This window comes from Ketobacter sp. MCCC 1A13808 (genome assembly GCF_009746715.1).
Lineage (GTDB): Bacteria > Pseudomonadota > Gammaproteobacteria > Pseudomonadales > Ketobacteraceae > Ketobacter.
Genome location: NZ_VRKW01000007.1, coordinates 64,797 through 81,503, shown reverse-complemented (window position 1 = coordinate 81,503; position 16,707 = coordinate 64,797). Strand labels below are relative to the sequence as shown.

Genomic DNA, 16,707 nt, shown 5'->3' with positions numbered 1-16,707 from the left:
TACCCTAATTGTGGATTTGGCTACGTATCTTTTCAGGGTGGTTACAAAGCGGGTGCAGAAAAATGTCGCTCAGAATCGGGTTAGGTAGCGGGTGCAAATTACAGACAGAATAATGGCACAAAACCGGAACAGGTACTTAACTGCGCTCTAGTTCGATGCGGTTTATCAGGCTGCCGATTCTTTCTATTTTGAGTTCGATGGTGTCGCCGGGTTTTAACCAGCAATGGTTCTCCATGGCGCAGCCATTCGGTAAAGTACCGGTGGCAAATACCTCGCCAGGATGAAGAGTTTCATCCCGGGATGCGTGCATCAGTATGTCTGTGATGGAATGCTGCATACCCGCAGTAGTGGTGGAACACACCTGCTGGTCGTTGATGAGTATCTTTGCTTTCAAAGATTGGACCACGGGTAAAATTGAATCTGCTGTAGCAACGGTGTGGGATAGGGCGTTGACAAAGTGTTTGGATTTTTGCGGACCGAAGCCACTGCGCATTTCCTGCAGCTGCACATCCCTGGCGCTAAAGTCATTCAGCACCATAAACCCCCCGATGGCCTCTCGGGCTTGTTGTTCCGTTGCGTTACGCAGTGGTTTGGTAATGACGAAAGCCAGCTCCAGTTCGTAATCAAGGAAACGGCAATAAGAGGGCCACTCAATCGTTTGATGGTCTCCAGCCAAGTTCAGATGATTACTAAAATAGTAGATTGGCTGTTGATACCAGATCGGTTTTGGCTTGAGTGGGGGAAAGGTCTTTCCAGTCACCTTTTCGAACAGCTTCACCCCGGGCAGGAATCCCGGCTTGAAATATTTAACGAACCCCCGTGCAGCATTGATGGCATGCTGTTCTGAAAGCATAAAATCCCTTAACGAGCGTATTTCAAATGGCTGGAGGCTGGTGGCGCTTGCCGGGACCAAAGCAGTCTGTTTTTCATCGCATTTCAATGCAGAACTCACCAAAGGCTTTAACGTGGCCCATTGGTCCAGTACATAGAGCATATCCTCCCTTGCGTTATCCAGGCCGGTAAGCTGGGCGACGGAATACCACAATTTGCCTTCCTTAACTGCGATCAGGTTGCTTTCCTCACACTGAAAGCGTTTTAACTGCATGTCATTGCCTCTGCTGGTTGGTTGCTATCAGATTATTGGTCGGGCGGGACTATCATTGAGTGACTAGCGATCAGGTGTGATACATAAATGTCTATTTGTGCACATTTTGCCAGAAGATTGACGGAACGGATAGTAAATATTGGCTGCTGTGATGACAGGTGGCCGCTGCGCTCCGGTGGTCGTTAGCAAACAGGGCGTAACGCGGGAGTTAAGGGGATTTGATATCGTCAAAGCTGAGGTCGTATTTGGCAAGTAGCTGCCTGATCCGGTGCGAATCATTTTGCGAACGTTTGCCGAGTCGCGATACATTGAACAGCGTGCGCCCTGCATCGGCCATGGAACCGGACTGTCTACAGGTCTCGATGAGGGCGGCTAACTTGACTTGCTCATAATAGTCCATGCTGCTGCTCTGGTTTGGCCCTATTCACCCATTTCATGCCTTTATTGCCCGTAAAAAAAGCTTAAATAAGTGGCCAGTACGGTAAACCAATAGAGTGCAGTGAAGGTGAAATGCACCTGATTGTTTTTACCAAAAATAGTACAGAAAACGCTATAGGCACGATTTTTTCCCAGGTAGAGTCCCACCACAAAAACGCCCGCCAATATCGGTAAAAGCTGATAGAGGAACTGGTAGTTATCGTAAAGAATGACGTTCTGCATATGGGTGTCATGGCGGACGAATACACTCGCTACCAAGAGATAAGAACCGGTAACGGTAACGGCGAGAAGTAGGGCGGTGCTGATACGTTGGAATAATGGCAAAGCGTTGGGTTCCGGAATTGCGATGTGGGTATTGTATTTATTTTGCAAAAAATAGAGCAGGATTTTTAACGGTATCGGCCAGTGTGTGCTGGTTTAGGGTCTTGATAAAGCTCTGCCGTGCTTCAAAGAAGTAGTGTTTCAGCTGGCAGGATTCTGTGATGGTGCAGCTGTTGGACGCGCTGTCAAAACATTCCACCAGGTCCATCGACGGTTCGAGCGTTTGCACTATATCACCCAGTCTGAGGTGCAGCGTGTTTGCTGCCAGCCGTATTCCGCCGCCTTTACCTTTGCTGCTGATAATGAAATTCTCTTGTGCCAGCTTGTGAACCACCTTTACCAAATGGTTGCGTGATATATGGTAGTGCTCGGCAATTTCCCGAACGCTGCAGGTGGTTTCCGGCCGCGCCGCAAGGTACATCAGGCTGCGTAGGCCGTAGTCGGTAAAGGAAGTTAGCTGCATAAAATGTCCTTGCAAGAGAATCCGGAATAGTATCAAATATTAAATATGTGCGAAAAATACATATTATAAATTTTGTGGAGTGATAGCGAAGATGACCACCCAGATGAAAGCCCGGATACTCAGTGAACACACCATCGCCACAGTGAAGGCAACAGCGCCTATACTTGAACAGGAGGGAGAAACCCTAACCCGCCACTTTTACCAACGCATGTTTACTCACAACCCGGAAGTGACACCATTTTTTAATCCGGCGAATCAGCAGGCCGGCTTGCAACAAAAAGCACTCGCTGGTGCGATTTGCGCCTACGCCGCCAACATCGACAACCTAGAAGTGCTGGGCAATGCGGTGGAGTTGATTGCGCAAAAGCATGTGTCGCTGCAGATTCAAGCGCAGCATTATCCGATTGTGGGAAGGCATTTGCTGGCCTCCATCAGCGAGATTCTGGGGGAGGGGGCAACCGGCGAAGTATTGGATGCCTGGGCGGAAGCCTATGGGTATTTAGCCCATATATTGGTGGGACGTGAAGCCCAGATTTACTCCGAGCACGCACAGGCGGCGGGCGGTTGGGTAGGCTTTAGGGCGTTGAACGTGGTGCGCAAAGTGGAGGAGAGTGAAGCAATAACGTCGTTTTATCTTGCGCCAGAGGTCGGCCAGCGCCTACCTGATTTTAAACCAGGACAATACATTACGGTGCGGGTGCCGACAGCGAACGGCAACACCACTATGAGAAATTACAGCTTATCTGACAAGCCTGGCCAACCCTGGTACCGCATTAGTGTTAAGCGGGAAACCGGTACCTCTGCCGGTACGCCTGACGGCTACCTATCCACCTTTTTGCATTCCACGGTGAGCGTCGGTGACAACCTGGAAATAGCCCCGCCCTGCGGTGAGTTTTTTCTGGATGTTCGGACACCGCCCCAACGCCCCCTGGTATTGCTATCGGCGGGGGTGGGTATCACGCCGATCATGAGTATGTTAGCCAGTGCGTTGGAAACGGATCCCCAGCGGCAGATTGTGTTTGTTCATGGTTGTTTGAATGAGTCCAGTCAGGCGTTTAAAGAGGCCGTAGATGATCTGGCAGCCCGGCATCCTAATCTGACCACGCATTACCGCTATAGTGATCCCAATGCACAGGGAGCGATGTTACGTAGCGGTGCCAGTGGTGGTTTGATCGACGTAGACTTGATCGAGTCGTTGTTGCCTGAACGTGATGGCGATTTCTATTTTTGTGGGCCGCAGCCGTTTATGGCGGGCATTTATCATGGGCTGAGGGCTTGGGGCGTCCCTCCTGCACAGGTGCATTTCGAGTTTTTCGGCCCAAAACAAGCACTGCAGTAAGCCATGCTGTCCGTTTCGGTTATTCGTTTAGGTTGGACCGAATTGACCGGATAGAGGATCCGAGCAACGGCAGGTGTTCATAAAAGCCACCTGCCGCATCCCAATAGTCCTGGTGCAAAACGATTTGCCCTTGTTCGTTAAAACGCAAATGTGTCATTCCGAACGAATCGATTGTGAGCGTTTTCCACCACACTTTCGATTGGGTCTGCATTTTCCAGCGCACCATCACATCGTCGCCACGTGACAGGGAATCGAGCACAGTTACCTGAGTTTTTGAAACCTCTGCCATTCCCAGCAGGTAGCGTTTTAGTTGCACACGGTCGGAAAGGGTATGGAAGGTGTCATTGAAATAAAAGTACTCTGCATAGGCCTCGTCCACTGTGTCCTGGATACTGGTCTCATTTAACGACGAAAACAGCTTTTCAAACGATTGCAGGCGGGGGTCCGACGATGGCTTGTCGAATGTTGCTGCCGGTGCCAAGTGCAGATACGTTTTGACTGGGTCGTTCTCTGCGCCGGAATTCCGCTTATCGGAGGCCGTGCAACCGGCCACCATAGTGACCACTGCTACGATACTTAACAGGATCGCTGTTCTATACTGGTTATCTCGCTTTGTTGGGCGCAATGCAGACTCCGTTCCCTTTATGTTGTGCTATCCAGTCTAATGTCCAGGAGGTGAAGCGGGCGTGACGCCGTCGCTATTGGTTCAATACCGTCGCATTCACATCGTCGTCACGCCGGGTTGGATAGGCTGGTGGTTATTATAAGGGAGTCGATATGGAGTCGATCAATCGCCTGCTATGGTGGGCTGATAATGACCGCAAAGAATTGCCGCAAGATGCAACGGGCGCGACTGGTGTGGATTGGCTAAGGGTCTGGCCCTTCGTGTTGATGCATCTGGCGTGTGGATTGGTGTTCTGGGTGGGTTACAGCCACACCGCATTGGTGGTAGCGGTGTCGTTATATTTTCTGCGCATGTTCGCCATAACTGCTTTCTACCATCGTTATTTTGCACATAAGACTTTCAATACCAGCCGCACTGTGCAATTTGTCTTTGCAGTGATCGGCACCTCTGCAACCCAGCGCGGTCCACTTTGGTGGGCTGGCCATCATCGCTGCCATCACCGGACGTCCGATACGCGTCGTGACCCTCATTCCCCCAGAAACGGGTTTTGGCAAAGTCATTGCGGGTGGTTTCTCGGTTTACAGAACTTCAAAACACCAACGCATTTAATCAAGGACTTTTCCCGCTATCCGGAACTGGTCTGGCTCGATCGTTTCGACGTACTGGTGCCTATTTTTTTGGCGATATTGTTATGGTGTACGGGTCAAATTCTAGCGGTTAACGCACCGCATCTGAATACAGACGGTTGGCAGTTGTTGGTGTGGGGATTCTTTATTTCTACGACGGTGTTGCTGCACGCAACGGTGAGTATTAATTCGTTGGCGCATCGAATTGGCAAACGCCGATTTAATACCAACGACGACTCCCGTAACAATCTCTGGCTGGCATTAATCACATTAGGAGAAGGTTGGCACAACAACCATCACTTCTATCCCGGTTCTACACGGCAGGGCTTCTTTTGGTGGGAGGTGGATATAAGCTTCTACATTTTAAAGCTGATGCAATGGAGTGGCCTGGTATGGAATTTAAAATCCGTACCGGAGAAAAAAATGAAATTGATTAAGGAGGCAGTGCGATGAGAGTGGCCATCATTGGTGGTGGTGTGTCCGGGTTAACCGCAGCGCACTATCTTTCGTGCACGCCGGGTGTTGAAGTTACCCTATACGAAGCGAACGATTACATCGGCGGGCATACAGATACTCACGAAGTCTCGATTAACGGTGAAAATGTGAGTGTCGATACCGGATTTATTGTATTTAACGAACATAATTACCCGCAGTTCACTCGCCTTTTACGGTCCCTTGGGGTGGCGTGGCAGGATACGGATATGAGTTTCAGTGCGGTCAATGAGCGTTCCGGGATGGAATATGGGGCTGAGGGATTCAAACGGCTTTTTGCCCAGAAACGGAACCTGATCAATCCGTCCTTCTATCGTATGTTGTGGGATTTGATGCGTTTTTACCGCCAGACTCCATCGGTTTTGTCTGATCAACAGCCGGACTGCACATTAGGCGAGTATCTGAAAACACAGTCGTACAGCAAAGTATTTGTCGAAAATCACATTCTACCCATGGCCAGTGCGTTGTGGTCAGCACCCACTGACACCGTAGCGCAATTTCCTTTAAAGTATTTTATCGCCTTTATGCACAACCACCGTATGCTACAACTGGAAGGGCGACCGCAATGGAAAACCATTTGCGGTGGCTCTCGTCGCTACGTTGATGAGATCGTGCGCCGCTGCACCGGAGAAATACGGACCAGTTGTCCTGTTACAGATGTATCCCGTTCCCGTAGTGGTGTCCGGGTCACAACGCAAGAATACGGCAGTGAGAAGTTTGATAAGGTGATTTTTGCCTGCCACAGTGACCAGGCATTAGGCTTATTAAAAGAGCCCACCGATGCGGAAATCGATATCCTTGGCGCCATTCATTACCAGAAAAACCGGGTGGTCCTGCATACCGACGCCCGTTATATGCCGAAGAACAGGGCCGCGTGGGCAAGCTGGAATGCGCGCGTTTCCGATACGTTGGTCAGCCATTGCAGTGTGAGTTACTGGATGAATTTATTACAGGGGCTGGACTGCGATCGGCCGCTAATCGTGACTTTAAATCCCGCTCAGAATGGCGCCATGGCACTGGACCCGGAATGTGTTCTGGCCAAACGCACCTATCATCACCCGGTCTACACTCACCAGACTCTGGCAGCGCAACAAAGGCGCGATGAAATTAACGGCGTTAACAATACGTTCTATTGTGGTGCCTATTGGGGGTGGGGATTTCATGAGGATGGCGTGACGAGTGCTTTGGACTGCATCAATCGGATCCAACGGGGAGATCAGCATGTTGCAGCATAGCGCTTTGTGTGAAGGCACGATCTATCATGTCAGGCAAAAGCCGCGTCGCCATGCGTTTCAGTATAAAAGTAGTATGGTGTGGTTGGATCTGGACGAAATAGACCAACTGAGCGCATTGCCGTTTTGGTCGGCCACCCGGCGGGCCCTTACCCGGTTTTACCGCAACGATTATCTGGCACCGCATACGATGGAGCTTAAGCAAGCGGTATATCATCTGCTAACAACGAACAGTATCGTGCCTGAACCCGGTAGGGTTGTTTTGTTAACCCAGCTCAGGAGTTGGGGGCACAGTTTTAACCCGGTTTCCTTCTACTTTTGTTATAACCAGTCGAATGAACTCTACGCCATCGTGGCTGAGATTACCAATACACCCTGGCGTGAACGTCATCAGTACGTGCTTCGCTGTGACCAGTTACATAAGTATTATTTTGAGTTCGATAAACAGTTTCATGTGTCGCCCTTTATGCCGATGACGTTGCGTTACTTCTGGAATTTTCGTTTGGAGGGAGACAGCATCGCGATCGATATGAGTTTGAAAGAGGGTAAGGAAACGGTATTTCGTTCTGCACTGAACCTACGAAAAAAGCCTTTAACCCGAGCCCGGGCCGCTTGCAGCAGCGTGCTTTTCCCTTTTCGGTGTCTGCGTGTATTGGCAGCGATATATTGGCAAGCGTTGCGTCTGTGGCTGAAGAAAATACCGCAGTATGATCACCCTGAATCCGCAGATTCCGCTTCACATCATTAAAGGAGAGTTAGCATGTTGGTCTATGAAAACCAGAAAAAATCAACCCGCCAGTCGTCATGGGCAAAGCGATTCTTCTTTAAACTGTGCCGCGATTTCAAACACGGGGAGCTGATTGTTTACGATGAGGGTGAAACATATAATCTGGGCCAGCCCTCGGTAGATCAACTGCAGGTTTCTCTGACTGTCCGCAACAGTAAAACATACCAGATGTTGCTGCTGGGTGGCAGCAACGGCGCTGCGGAAGCGTATATTCAGGGTTATTGGGAAACCGATGATCTTACCGGGCTGATCCGGTTGATGCTTCGCAACCGCAGTCAGCTGGATGCGATGGAAGGGGGTCTTGCAGTTATTACCCAGTTTGCTTCGCGGATCTGGCATGCGTTCAATCGGAACACCAAAAGCGGATCTGACAAAAATATTGCGGCACATTACGATCTGGGGAACACGTTCTTTGAATTGTTCCTGGATAGCAATCTGATGTATTCATCGGCGTTGTTCTACCGCGGAGACGAAACCCTGGAGCAGGCCTCTCGGGCCAAGTTAAAACGCATATGTGAGAAGCTCGAATTGAGTCCGCAAGACCACGTTATTGAAATCGGCAGCGGTTGGGGAGGCATGGCAATCTATGCCGCACGACACTACGGTTGCAAGGTGACTACGACTACGATATCGAAGGAACAGTATTTGGCAACAATAGAGCGGGTTTCAGCGGCGGGTTTGAGTGATCGGATTTCGGTGCTAAAGCAGGACTATCGAGAACTTGAAGGTCAATACGACAAATTGGTCTCAATAGAAATGGTAGAAGCCGTAGGGCATCAGTATCTGGATGGCTATTTCAAAAAGATCAGTCGGTTATTGAAAGCCGATGGTTGTGCTGTTATACAGGCGATAACCATAGATGATGGTCTATATAAGCAAGCGTTGCACAGCGTCGATTTTATAAAACGTTATATTTTCCCCGGCAGTTTTATTCCCTGTGTCAGTGTATTGAATCAAAGCGCAGCACAATCGGGTTTAAAACTGTTTAACCTTGAAGACATCGGGTCGAGCTATGCGCTGACTCTACAGGCCTGGCGTCATCGCTTTCATCAGCAATTGAACAGTGTGCGGGCGCAAGGCTTCGATGAACGTTTTATTCGCATGTGGGATTTTTATTTATGCTATTGCGAAGGGGGCTTCCTGGAACGAACCATCAGCGATGTGCAGTTGACGTTCGTTAAACCCGGAAACCGGCAACCGCAATGGCTGGGTAGCCACTGAGGCTCTATGGATATGCACGTGCTCAAGTTAACCGCACTGCTCTTGATCGCGGTTTTTATCGTCGGCTGGTGGCATCAGGAACAGCGGAAGAATGCTGCCTGGGTCGATGTGATATGGGCGTTCGGCGTGGCCGCTGTAGCACTGATCTACGTTATTGTCGGCAATGGTGATGAAGCGCTGAGGTGGCTGACTGGCGTCATCTATGTCGTTTGGTTTGGCCGTCTCGGCTGGCATCTGGCGCGCCGCGTAGCCGAGGCTCCTCAAGAGGACGGACGTTACGGGTATCTGCGTCAATGGGCGGGGCCGCGTGCATCGCTGGTATTTTTTGCATTTTATTTAACCCAGGCAAGTTGGGTGTGGTTGTTCACCTTGCCGGCCTGGTTATTGGCTCAGGGTGATTGGCCCGGCGCGGGATGGGCTTTGCTGGCGCTCCTGGTCGCCGCGGTGGCGTGGGTGGGTGAATCTTTGGCGGACCACCAACTACAGAAGTTCAAAGCGGAGCCGGCAAACCGCGTAAAAACCTGTCGGGCCGGGTTTTGGTATTACAGCCGTCATCCCAATTATTTTTTTGAGTGGTGCCATTGGTTTGTTTACCCGTTACTGGGAATAGCGACCGCCGGAGGGGCATGGCTATGGCTGGCCCCCCTCATGATGTTTGTATTTTTGTATTTCGTCACCGGCATTCCGTTTACAGAAAAGCAGGCGCTACGGTCACGGGGCGAGGATTACCGTGCCTATCAGCATACAACACCGATGTTTTTTCCCTGGAAACCGAAACCGGGTGCGACCGGTACACGTCGTTAGGAGGCGTAATAGATGATCATTAATTTGGCAGAAAAAGGGTGGATGCCCGATGCGCTTATCCGCTTCGGCATCCGGCGGCTTTGTGAGGAGCGTTTACGGGATGAAACCCTGCGTATGACCCGGAGCCAAGGGCAGACCTATCGTGATTATTTGCAATCGCTACGTGAAAGTCCCATTGCCACTGAAACGGATGCGGCCAATGAGCAGCACTATGAAGTGCCTTCCGGGTTTTATCAATTGGTGTTGGGGCCGCATTTAAAATACAGCAGTTGTTGGTGGGATGAGGGTGTCCGTACACTGGGAGAAGCAGAGCAGGCGATGCTGCAAAAGTACGCCGAGCGGGCACAGCTAAGGGATGGACAGCACATTCTCGAACTTGGTTGTGGCTGGGGTTCGCTAACCTTGTGGATGGCACAACGGTTTCCCCGTTCCCAAATCGTCGCGGTTTCCAATTCCAGCAGTCAGCGTGAATATATCGTCGGGCAAGCGCATCGGCTCAAATTAGCCAACGTCAACGTAATAACCTCCGACGTCAATGATCTGCAGCTGGACCAAACCTTTGACCGGGTTGTCTCTGTTGAAATGTTTGAGCACGTACGTAATTATCAAAAACTGATGCAGCATATCAGTCAGTGGCTGGCGGATGACGGATTGCTGTTTGTGCATATTTTTGGACACCAGGAATTGCTCTATCCTTTTGAAACAGAGGGTGATAAGAACTGGATGGGAAAGTATTTTTTTACCGGTGGCCAGATGCCTTCGGCAGATACATTACCTCAGTTTCAGGATCACCTCGGTTTAATCAATCAATGGTCTGTGCCGGGGTATCATTATCAGAAAACAGCCCGGGCCTGGCTGGATAACCTGGATCGTAACAGAGCCGCGGTCTATGATCTGTTTTGTGATTCTTATGGCCAGGGCCAAGCCGATATCTGGATTCAGCGTTGGCGCATGTTTTTTATGTCGTGCGAAGAATTATTCGGTTATCGCTACGGTAAGGAATGGTTAGTTTTCCACTACCTTTTTGCCAAACTCCCTTAAGCGGGCGACCATTCTCAGACCAAGCAGCGAAATAAACATGGCTTACTCATTACCGAAAAAAAGAAAAGGCATTCAATCGCGCCTGATTCGTGTGTTTGCGATGCAGGCAACGTTAGTGAGTGTCGCTACTGCGTTGGGGGTATTCGCTGCCTACAAAATTGCGGAAAATGTGTTGGTAAAAGAAGCCTTGACCAGTGAAGCCGAACATTATTTTCAACTCGAACAGGCGTATGGCGAATACCCGTTGCCCAATACTAAAAATATGCGCGGTTATAAAGCGCACCTGGACAAGCTTGGTAGCTTACCCGCAGCACTTCAGCCTTTACCTCCGGGCTATGGGCGGCAGCAAATTGATGGAAAGTCGCCTTTGGTATTGGTCACAGAACGAAACGGGGAGCGTCTGTATTTACTGTTCAAGGAAGAACAGGTCTCTAAGCTTGCGATATTTTTCGGCGTCGCACCGTTAACGTTGGTGCTGATCCTGATTTACTCTGCGTCCTGGTTTACTTTTCGTCAATCGCAACGTGTTATTTCTCCCGTGGTGAAACTGGCGAAGGTGGTTGAGGCGGCCAATGTCACCGACAGTCAACATCTTGATCAGGCACTCAAGCCTTTTCACGAGGTGGATGCGGATATCGACAGTTTGGCGACCGCCATCGAACACTTTACCTTTCGTTTGCAATCCTTTGTTGAACGCGAGCGAACCTTTACTCGCGATGCGTCTCATGAATTGCGCACTCCGTTAGCGGTGCTGAAGGGGTCGCTGGATGTGTTGGATCAAATGGAAACGTTTACAGAAAAAGGCGCAACGGTCGTGATGCGCATGCGGCAAACCATTGATGATATGGTGAGTCTGTCGGAAACGCTGTTGATGTTGGCACGGGAAGACGATGGCAAGCTGGATAAGGTCAACATCGTGATCAATGATCTGATCGCCACCCTGGTGACCGGTGTCGTCGCATCTGTCAGCGAAGGCGTGCAGGAGACACGCAGTACCGCTATTGATGTTGTCAATGAGTCTCGATTCGAAGTTCTTGCTCCGGATAAAGTGCTCAATATCCTGTTCACCAATCTGCTTAAGAACGCGCTGGTTCATGGCGCCGGAGCAGCCGTCACGATTCGCATCGGCGCGGAGTCAGTGACCGTGCAGGACGAAGGGCCGGGAATGAATTCCGAGATGCAAAAGAAAGTATTGCAGCCGTTTTATCGTAGTGCCAATGATGGCAAGGGACACGGTTTGGGACTGTCTATTGTGGACCGGTTGTGCCAACGGTTCGGCTGGCAGCTGGAGATCGCCAGCGAGCCGGGTAAGGGCAGCGCTATAACGGTTTATTTCCCCCGAGCCCGCATGTTGTAAATCAAGTTGCAGGGGTTACCAGTTTTACACCCACACCGGGGTAAGTTTGAATCATGGGCTGCGCAAACGGTTTGTCGATGGCTTTCCTAAGCTGATATATATGGCTCCTAAGGGCGTCACTGTCCGGGATCATGTCGCCCCAGAGCTCTCTTTCCAGTGCTTCCCGCTTCACCATGGCAGGGCTTTCGCGCATGAGTATTTTCAAAATCCTGAACCCGGTCGGTTTCAGTGGCAGGTCCCGCCCTTGTCTGGTGGCCGTCATGCTACGGGGATTCAGGATCAGATCGCCCACTTGCAGGGTCTGCTGTTCCAATTCACCCCTTTGACGCCGGATCAGGGCTTGCAGGCGGACATCCAGCTCCGGCAGATCGAACGGCTTGACCAGGTAATCGTCCGCACCATTTTGAAAACCACGCAACTTGTCCTCTAACTGATCGCGGGCAGTCAGCATCAGGATCGGTGTGCTGATCAGGGCTTCAGCGCGCAGTTTGTGGCAGATTTCAAAGCCATTGATACCAGGAAGCAGTATATCCAGCACGATGGCGTCGTATTGATTGGTGGTTGCCAGATGCAGAGCGGATAGACCGTCGGCAGAATAATCCAATGTATAGCCAGCATTTTCCAAATACAGGATAACCGTTTCGGCCAGGGGTTTGTGGTCTTCAACTAACAGGATGGTGGCGACAAAGTCTTCTGCAGGCATGCCGTATTCCCAAATGAATATAAAGTGCGGAGTTGCAATTAATGCCCTCTTATCCAGAGTGCTATTATTGTTTCATACTACTGTAGCATGAACATTTCTTCCCCTGAAGTCGCTTGATTTCTGTTACTATGCGGGCCATTCATTTTTCGTTCAGGAAGTCTCTGCCCGTGTTATCGCTACTCGATTTGCCCCTCGAACCAGCACTACTAAAAGCGACCGAGAATCTGGGTTTCAACAGCGCCACCGAGGTGCAATCCCTGGCCATCCCCGCCATCCTGGAGGGCAGCGACGTTATGGTGTCTGCGCCGACTGGCAGTGGTAAGACTGCGGCTTTTCTGTTGCCGTTGTTACATCGCCTGATGAACATACGCTCTCCTTATAAGGTTAGCCGGGCGCTGATTTTGCTACCGACCCGTGAGCTGGCATTGCAAACCCTGGATCACTTGCAGAAGCTGGCTGAATTCACCGAGATCAAAGCCGCCCTGATCATCGGTGGTGAGTCTTTCAAAAAGCAGCTCAGTACGCTGGGAAAAAATCCGGAAGTACTTATCGCTACGCCGGGCAGGCTGGTAGAGCACATTGAGTCGGAGTCGATGGATCTGGGCAGCATTGAATTTTTGTTGCTGGATGAGGCGGACCGGATGCTGCAAATGGGGTTTGCGGAAGACCTCAAAGTCATTTCATCGCAATGTCGAGCAAAACGCCAGAACCTGCTGTTCTCTGCGACCTTGGATCACGAGAGTATGAGTCCTATCCGGGCGCAGTTTGTTGATCCGGTTTCCATCGAAGTGGGCTCTCAAAAAGCAGACCATAGTCACATAGTACAGCAGTTGGTGTTGTCGGACGATCGCAAGCACAAAGAAGCGCTCACGTTTGCCCTGATCGAAGAGGAGCAAGCGGATAAGGTGTTTGTATTCTGCTCCAGTCGTTTGCAGTGCGAACAGCTCAGTAGCTTTCTGCGATATAAAAAACTCAAGGTCAGCTATATACACGGTGAGCTGAATCAAAGCTTGCGCAAAAAAGTCATGACCGAATTCAGGCAACAACGAATTCAGGTACTGGTGGCGACGGACCTGGCAGCAAGAGGCCTGGATATAGAGGGGGTTGGGCTGGTTATTAATTATTCTGTAGCTCGTACCGGTGATGATCATGCACACCGGGTGGGCAGAACGGGACGGGCAGGCCAGGAAGGGAAGGCGGTTTCCCTGATCTCTGATTTGGAGTGGAATAAAATGGCCAGTATCCAACGTTATTTGGGCATAACTTTGAGGCGTCGTGTCGTGCAGGGCCTGAAAGCCCAGTATACCGGGCCTAAAAAGCTCAAGAATTCAGGTAAGGCTGCAGGCACCAAAAAGAAAAAGAAGAAAATAAAAACGGGTGCCGTGAAAAAGAAAGCCAAAAAGGGATAAATCAGTGCTTACTCAGGCTAATTGTGAGCTTGATTACAGTCTATAGGGGTGTAGTATGGTATTTTTCTGTTCAACCCTGAATGAAGTTTGTCTTCAGTAAACACAGACAACCTACAATACAAAAGGAATTTGCTATGTGGACCAAACCAACTTATCAGAACGTTCGTCTCGGCTTTGAAATCACGATGTATTTCTCAGTCCGTTGAATACTTGGTTCGCTAACCTGATTTAACTCAGTCCGAGCCTGTCCTTCCGGATTTTCACTTTTAGCAGCGGCGCCGTGGGTGTTAGCTGCTTTTGGTTTTATCCGTTATTTTTCTTCTGACGTCTAATGTTGTTTTCCGATGTATATCCGAATTTTAGGTTCTGCTGCCGGTGGCGGGTTTCCGCAGTGGAATTGTAATTGCCCGAACTGCCGTGGCGTACGCAAGGGTACGCTGAATGCGCTGCCCAGAACCCAGTCTTCCATTGCGGTCAGTGCAGATGGTGTGGCGTGGGTGTTATTCAATACCTCACCGGACATTCTGACACAACTTGCTGCCAACCCCGATTTGCAACCCGCGCGGCAATTGCGTGATACCGCCATTAAAGCCATTGTGTTTATGGACAGTCAGATCGATCATACCACCGGTTTACTGATGCTGCGGGAAGGTTGTCCTCATGAAGTCTATTGTACGGATATGGTGTATGAGGATCTTACGACCGGTTTTCCGTTGTTTAATATGCTCAAGCACTGGAATGGGGGAATCAACCGATTTGATATTCCTTTGGATGGGGAATCCTTTGCCATCGGGGGGATAGAACATCTCCGTTTTACTGCGATTCCTGTTTCCGGCAAGGCGCCGCCTTACAGCCCGCATCGCCAGGATCCGCATGTCGGCGATAACATCGGTATTTTGGTGACCGATGAGCGTAGCGGCAAAACGTTGTTTTATGCACCGGGCCTCGGTCAAATGACGTCGTTAACCCTGGAATGCATGGCGGCGGCGGATTGTTTGTTGGTGGACGGAACATTCTGGCAGGAAGATGAGATGGCGGTGGCGGGGCTGGGTGATCGCAAGGCCGCGGACATGGGCCATTTGCCGCAATCCGGACCGCAGGGTATGTTGAATTTGTTAGGTTCCATGTCCAAGCCCCGCAAAATTCTGATTCACATCAATAACACCAACCCCATACTCGACGAAAATTCCCCGCAACGAATGCAGGTACAGGCAGAGGGCGTGGAAGTGGCTTACGACGGTATGCGCATAGAGTTGAATTGATCATGGATAACGAATCGAGCGCGCCCGATCAACCAACGCTTCACCGTGCTTTTCATGTGAATAGTCATTATCGTCTGCAGTGGGAAGAAGCCCAGCAATGCCACGTGTTGCTGTATCCGGAGGGCATGGTGCGCCTCAGTGCAACCGCTACAGAAATTTTACAACGTTGTCTGGAGCCGGTCACTCTTTCGGCCTTGGTGACCCGGTTATGTGCTGCATTTGCAGATGCACCGGCGGATGTAATAGCGCAGGATGTAGAAGAGTTCGTCGCGGATGCGCTGCAGCAAGGCTGGCTGGTTGATGCCGGCTGAATCATTTTTTAACAGCGCCCGTCCGATCCCGCTGTGGTTGTTGGCGGAGCTGACTTACGCCTGCCCATTGCAATGCCCCTACTGTTCGAATCCAACGGATTTTTATCGTAGCCGTAAGCACGAGCTGAATACGGCGCAATGGATTGATGTTTTGCAGCAGGCACGAAAGTTAGGTGCAGTGCAATTGGGCTTATCCGGTGGCGAGCCGTTGTTGCGCCAGGATCTGCCAGAAATTTTGGCGGCGGCGAAATCGCTTGGATATTTCTGTAATCTGATTACCTCCGCCGTTGGTCTAACCACGGAGAAGCTGGATCAGTTTAAACGGCTCGGTCTGGATCATATCCAGATTAGCTTTCAGGGTAGCGATCGCGAAACCAATCACCGTTTTGGCGGTACTGATAGTTTTGATCACAAGCTGGCGATGACCCGGAGTGTGATCGAGCGTCAGATCGCCCTGGGTCTGAACTTTGTTTTACATCGCCATAACCTGCATCAGGTTCCTGATTTTTTGCGACTGGCTGCTTCCTTGGGTGCCCAATTTGTCGAGCTGGCGAATACGCAATATTACGGCTGGGCTTTGCAGAACCGGCAGCAACTGTTGCCTACTCGTGAACAGCTTCAAAAGGCAGAAGAGCAAACCAATGACTTTCGTAAGCAGCATCCGGCGATGGACGTGTTTTTTGTCGCCCCTGATTATTATGAAACCCGTCCGAAAAAATGCTGCAATGGTTGGGCCACCACGTTTATGACGGTAGCACCTGATGGAGACGTTTTACCCTGTCAGAGCGCCAGGGTGATACCCGGTTTAGCCATTCCCAATGTAAAGCAGGCGTCCCTGCAAAGCATTTGGCATGATTCGGCGGCTTTTAATCAATTCCGCGGTACGCAATGGATGCAGGAGCCGTGCAAGAGCTGTCCGGAAAAAGAGGCGGATCTGGGAGGTTGTCGTTGTCAGGCGTTCTTGCTGACCGGGGATGTGCACGCCGCCGATCCCGTGTGTGAATTATCGCCGCAGCACCATTTGATTACCGATTTCCTGGTACAAGCCACGGAAAAGGAGTCCCTGTCAACACTGGCGTCTTCACGGCCGCATTCCGATGCCGTCGATAAAATCGTCTGGCGCAACAGCCGCAATGGGAAAGCCTTGGCAGATTGCCCCGAATAAACTTAA

Annotated in this window: 19 protein-coding genes; 13 read left to right on the top strand and 6 right to left on the bottom strand. The window is 50.6% G+C overall.

What is annotated here, in order from left to right; genetic code table 11:
* Positions 1-136 precede the first annotated feature (136 nt).
* From FT643_RS13950 to FT643_RS13935, 4 genes are all read right to left on the bottom strand, one after another.
* Positions 137-1,105, bottom strand: a complete 969-nt coding sequence (locus FT643_RS13950; protein ID WP_156872023.1) for a fumarylacetoacetate hydrolase family protein — start codon at positions 1,103-1,105, stop codon at positions 137-139.
* 208 nt (positions 1,106-1,313) lie between these two features.
* Positions 1,314-1,505 carry a hypothetical protein gene (locus FT643_RS13945; RefSeq protein ID WP_156872022.1) on the bottom strand — a complete coding sequence of 64 codons (192 nt, stop codon included), beginning with the start codon at positions 1,503-1,505 and terminating at the stop codon, positions 1,314-1,316.
* 41 nt (positions 1,506-1,546) lie between these two features.
* Complete coding sequence (locus FT643_RS13940; protein ID WP_156872021.1) at positions 1,547-1,867, bottom strand: hypothetical protein; 321 nt, start codon at positions 1,865-1,867, stop codon at positions 1,547-1,549.
* 37 nt (positions 1,868-1,904) lie between these two features.
* Positions 1,905-2,327 (bottom strand): Rrf2 family transcriptional regulator, encoded by a 423-nt coding sequence (locus FT643_RS13935; protein WP_156872020.1) that lies wholly within the window; start codon positions 2,325-2,327, stop codon positions 1,905-1,907.
* A 91-nt stretch (positions 2,328-2,418) separates the two neighbouring features.
* Here FT643_RS13935 and hmpA point away from each other — a divergent pair, with 91 nt between their 5' ends.
* Positions 2,419-3,666 (top strand): NO-inducible flavohemoprotein, encoded by a 1,248-nt coding sequence (hmpA, locus tag FT643_RS13930; RefSeq protein WP_232340209.1) that lies wholly within the window; start codon positions 2,419-2,421, stop codon positions 3,664-3,666.
* A 19-nt stretch (positions 3,667-3,685) separates the two neighbouring features.
* Here the strand turns inward: hmpA and FT643_RS13925 are convergent, their stop codons facing one another.
* Positions 3,686-4,291 (bottom strand): nuclear transport factor 2 family protein, encoded by a 606-nt coding sequence (locus FT643_RS13925; RefSeq protein WP_156872019.1) that lies wholly within the window; start codon positions 4,289-4,291, stop codon positions 3,686-3,688.
* A 152-nt stretch (positions 4,292-4,443) separates the two neighbouring features.
* Here FT643_RS13925 and FT643_RS13920 point away from each other — a divergent pair, with 152 nt between their 5' ends.
* The 7 genes from FT643_RS13920 to FT643_RS13890 are packed head-to-tail and all read left to right on the top strand — an operon-like array spanning position 4,444 to position 11,851.
* Positions 4,444-5,370 (top strand): acyl-CoA desaturase, encoded by a 927-nt coding sequence (locus tag FT643_RS13920; protein ID WP_156872018.1) that lies wholly within the window; start codon positions 4,444-4,446, stop codon positions 5,368-5,370.
* Positions 5,367-6,644: an NAD(P)/FAD-dependent oxidoreductase gene (locus tag FT643_RS13915; RefSeq protein ID WP_156872017.1), complete on the top strand. Its 1,278-nt coding sequence runs from the start codon at positions 5,367-5,369 to the stop codon at positions 6,642-6,644. The genes FT643_RS13920 and FT643_RS13915 overlap by 4 nt, the downstream gene beginning before the upstream one ends.
* Positions 6,631-7,389, top strand: coding sequence for a DUF1365 domain-containing protein (locus FT643_RS13910; protein WP_156872016.1), 759 nt, complete (start codon positions 6,631-6,633; stop codon positions 7,387-7,389). Before FT643_RS13915 ends, FT643_RS13910 begins: the two co-directional genes overlap by 14 nt.
* A 12-nt stretch (positions 7,390-7,401) precedes the next feature.
* Entirely contained in the window at positions 7,402-8,649 is a 1,248-nt protein-coding gene (locus FT643_RS13905; protein ID WP_156872015.1) for an SAM-dependent methyltransferase, read from the top strand.
* Between the two features lie 6 nt (positions 8,650-8,655).
* Positions 8,656-9,453 (top strand): DUF1295 domain-containing protein, encoded by a 798-nt coding sequence (locus FT643_RS13900; RefSeq protein ID WP_156872014.1) that lies wholly within the window; start codon positions 8,656-8,658, stop codon positions 9,451-9,453.
* A 12-nt stretch (positions 9,454-9,465) separates the two neighbouring features.
* Positions 9,466-10,494 carry an SAM-dependent methyltransferase gene (locus FT643_RS13895; protein ID WP_156872013.1) on the top strand — a complete coding sequence of 343 codons (1,029 nt, stop codon included), beginning with the start codon at positions 9,466-9,468 and terminating at the stop codon, positions 10,492-10,494.
* Positions 10,495-10,531: 37 nt separating this feature from the next.
* Positions 10,532-11,851: a sensor histidine kinase gene (locus FT643_RS13890; protein WP_156872012.1), complete on the top strand. Its 1,320-nt coding sequence runs from the start codon at positions 10,532-10,534 to the stop codon at positions 11,849-11,851.
* Between the two features lies 1 nt (position 11,852).
* Here the strand turns inward: FT643_RS13890 and FT643_RS13885 are convergent, their stop codons facing one another.
* Entirely contained in the window at positions 11,853-12,554 is a 702-nt protein-coding gene (locus tag FT643_RS13885; protein WP_156872011.1) for a response regulator transcription factor, read from the bottom strand.
* A 167-nt stretch (positions 12,555-12,721) separates the two neighbouring features.
* On the opposite strand from FT643_RS13885, the gene FT643_RS13880 reads away from it, so the two are divergent.
* From FT643_RS13880 to pqqE, 5 genes are all read left to right on the top strand, one after another.
* Positions 12,722-13,963, top strand: coding sequence for a DEAD/DEAH box helicase (locus FT643_RS13880; RefSeq protein ID WP_198043538.1), 1,242 nt, complete (start codon positions 12,722-12,724; stop codon positions 13,961-13,963).
* Between the two features lie 80 nt (positions 13,964-14,043).
* Positions 14,044-14,169, top strand: coding sequence for a pyrroloquinoline quinone precursor peptide PqqA (pqqA, locus tag FT643_RS24060; protein ID WP_198043537.1), 126 nt, complete (start codon positions 14,044-14,046; stop codon positions 14,167-14,169).
* A 138-nt stretch (positions 14,170-14,307) separates the two neighbouring features.
* On the top strand, positions 14,308-15,225 hold the full coding sequence (gene pqqB, locus FT643_RS13870) for a pyrroloquinoline quinone biosynthesis protein PqqB (RefSeq protein WP_156872010.1): 918 nt from the start codon (positions 14,308-14,310) through the stop codon (positions 15,223-15,225).
* A gap of 2 nt (positions 15,226-15,227) precedes the next feature.
* Complete coding sequence (gene pqqD, locus FT643_RS13865) at positions 15,228-15,536, top strand: pyrroloquinoline quinone biosynthesis peptide chaperone PqqD (RefSeq protein ID WP_156872009.1); 309 nt, start codon at positions 15,228-15,230, stop codon at positions 15,534-15,536.
* Positions 15,526-16,701, top strand: a complete 1,176-nt coding sequence (pqqE, locus tag FT643_RS13860) for a pyrroloquinoline quinone biosynthesis protein PqqE (RefSeq protein ID WP_156872008.1) — start codon at positions 15,526-15,528, stop codon at positions 16,699-16,701. Before pqqD ends, pqqE begins: the two co-directional genes overlap by 11 nt.
* The last annotated feature ends 6 nt before the right edge of the window (positions 16,702-16,707 follow it).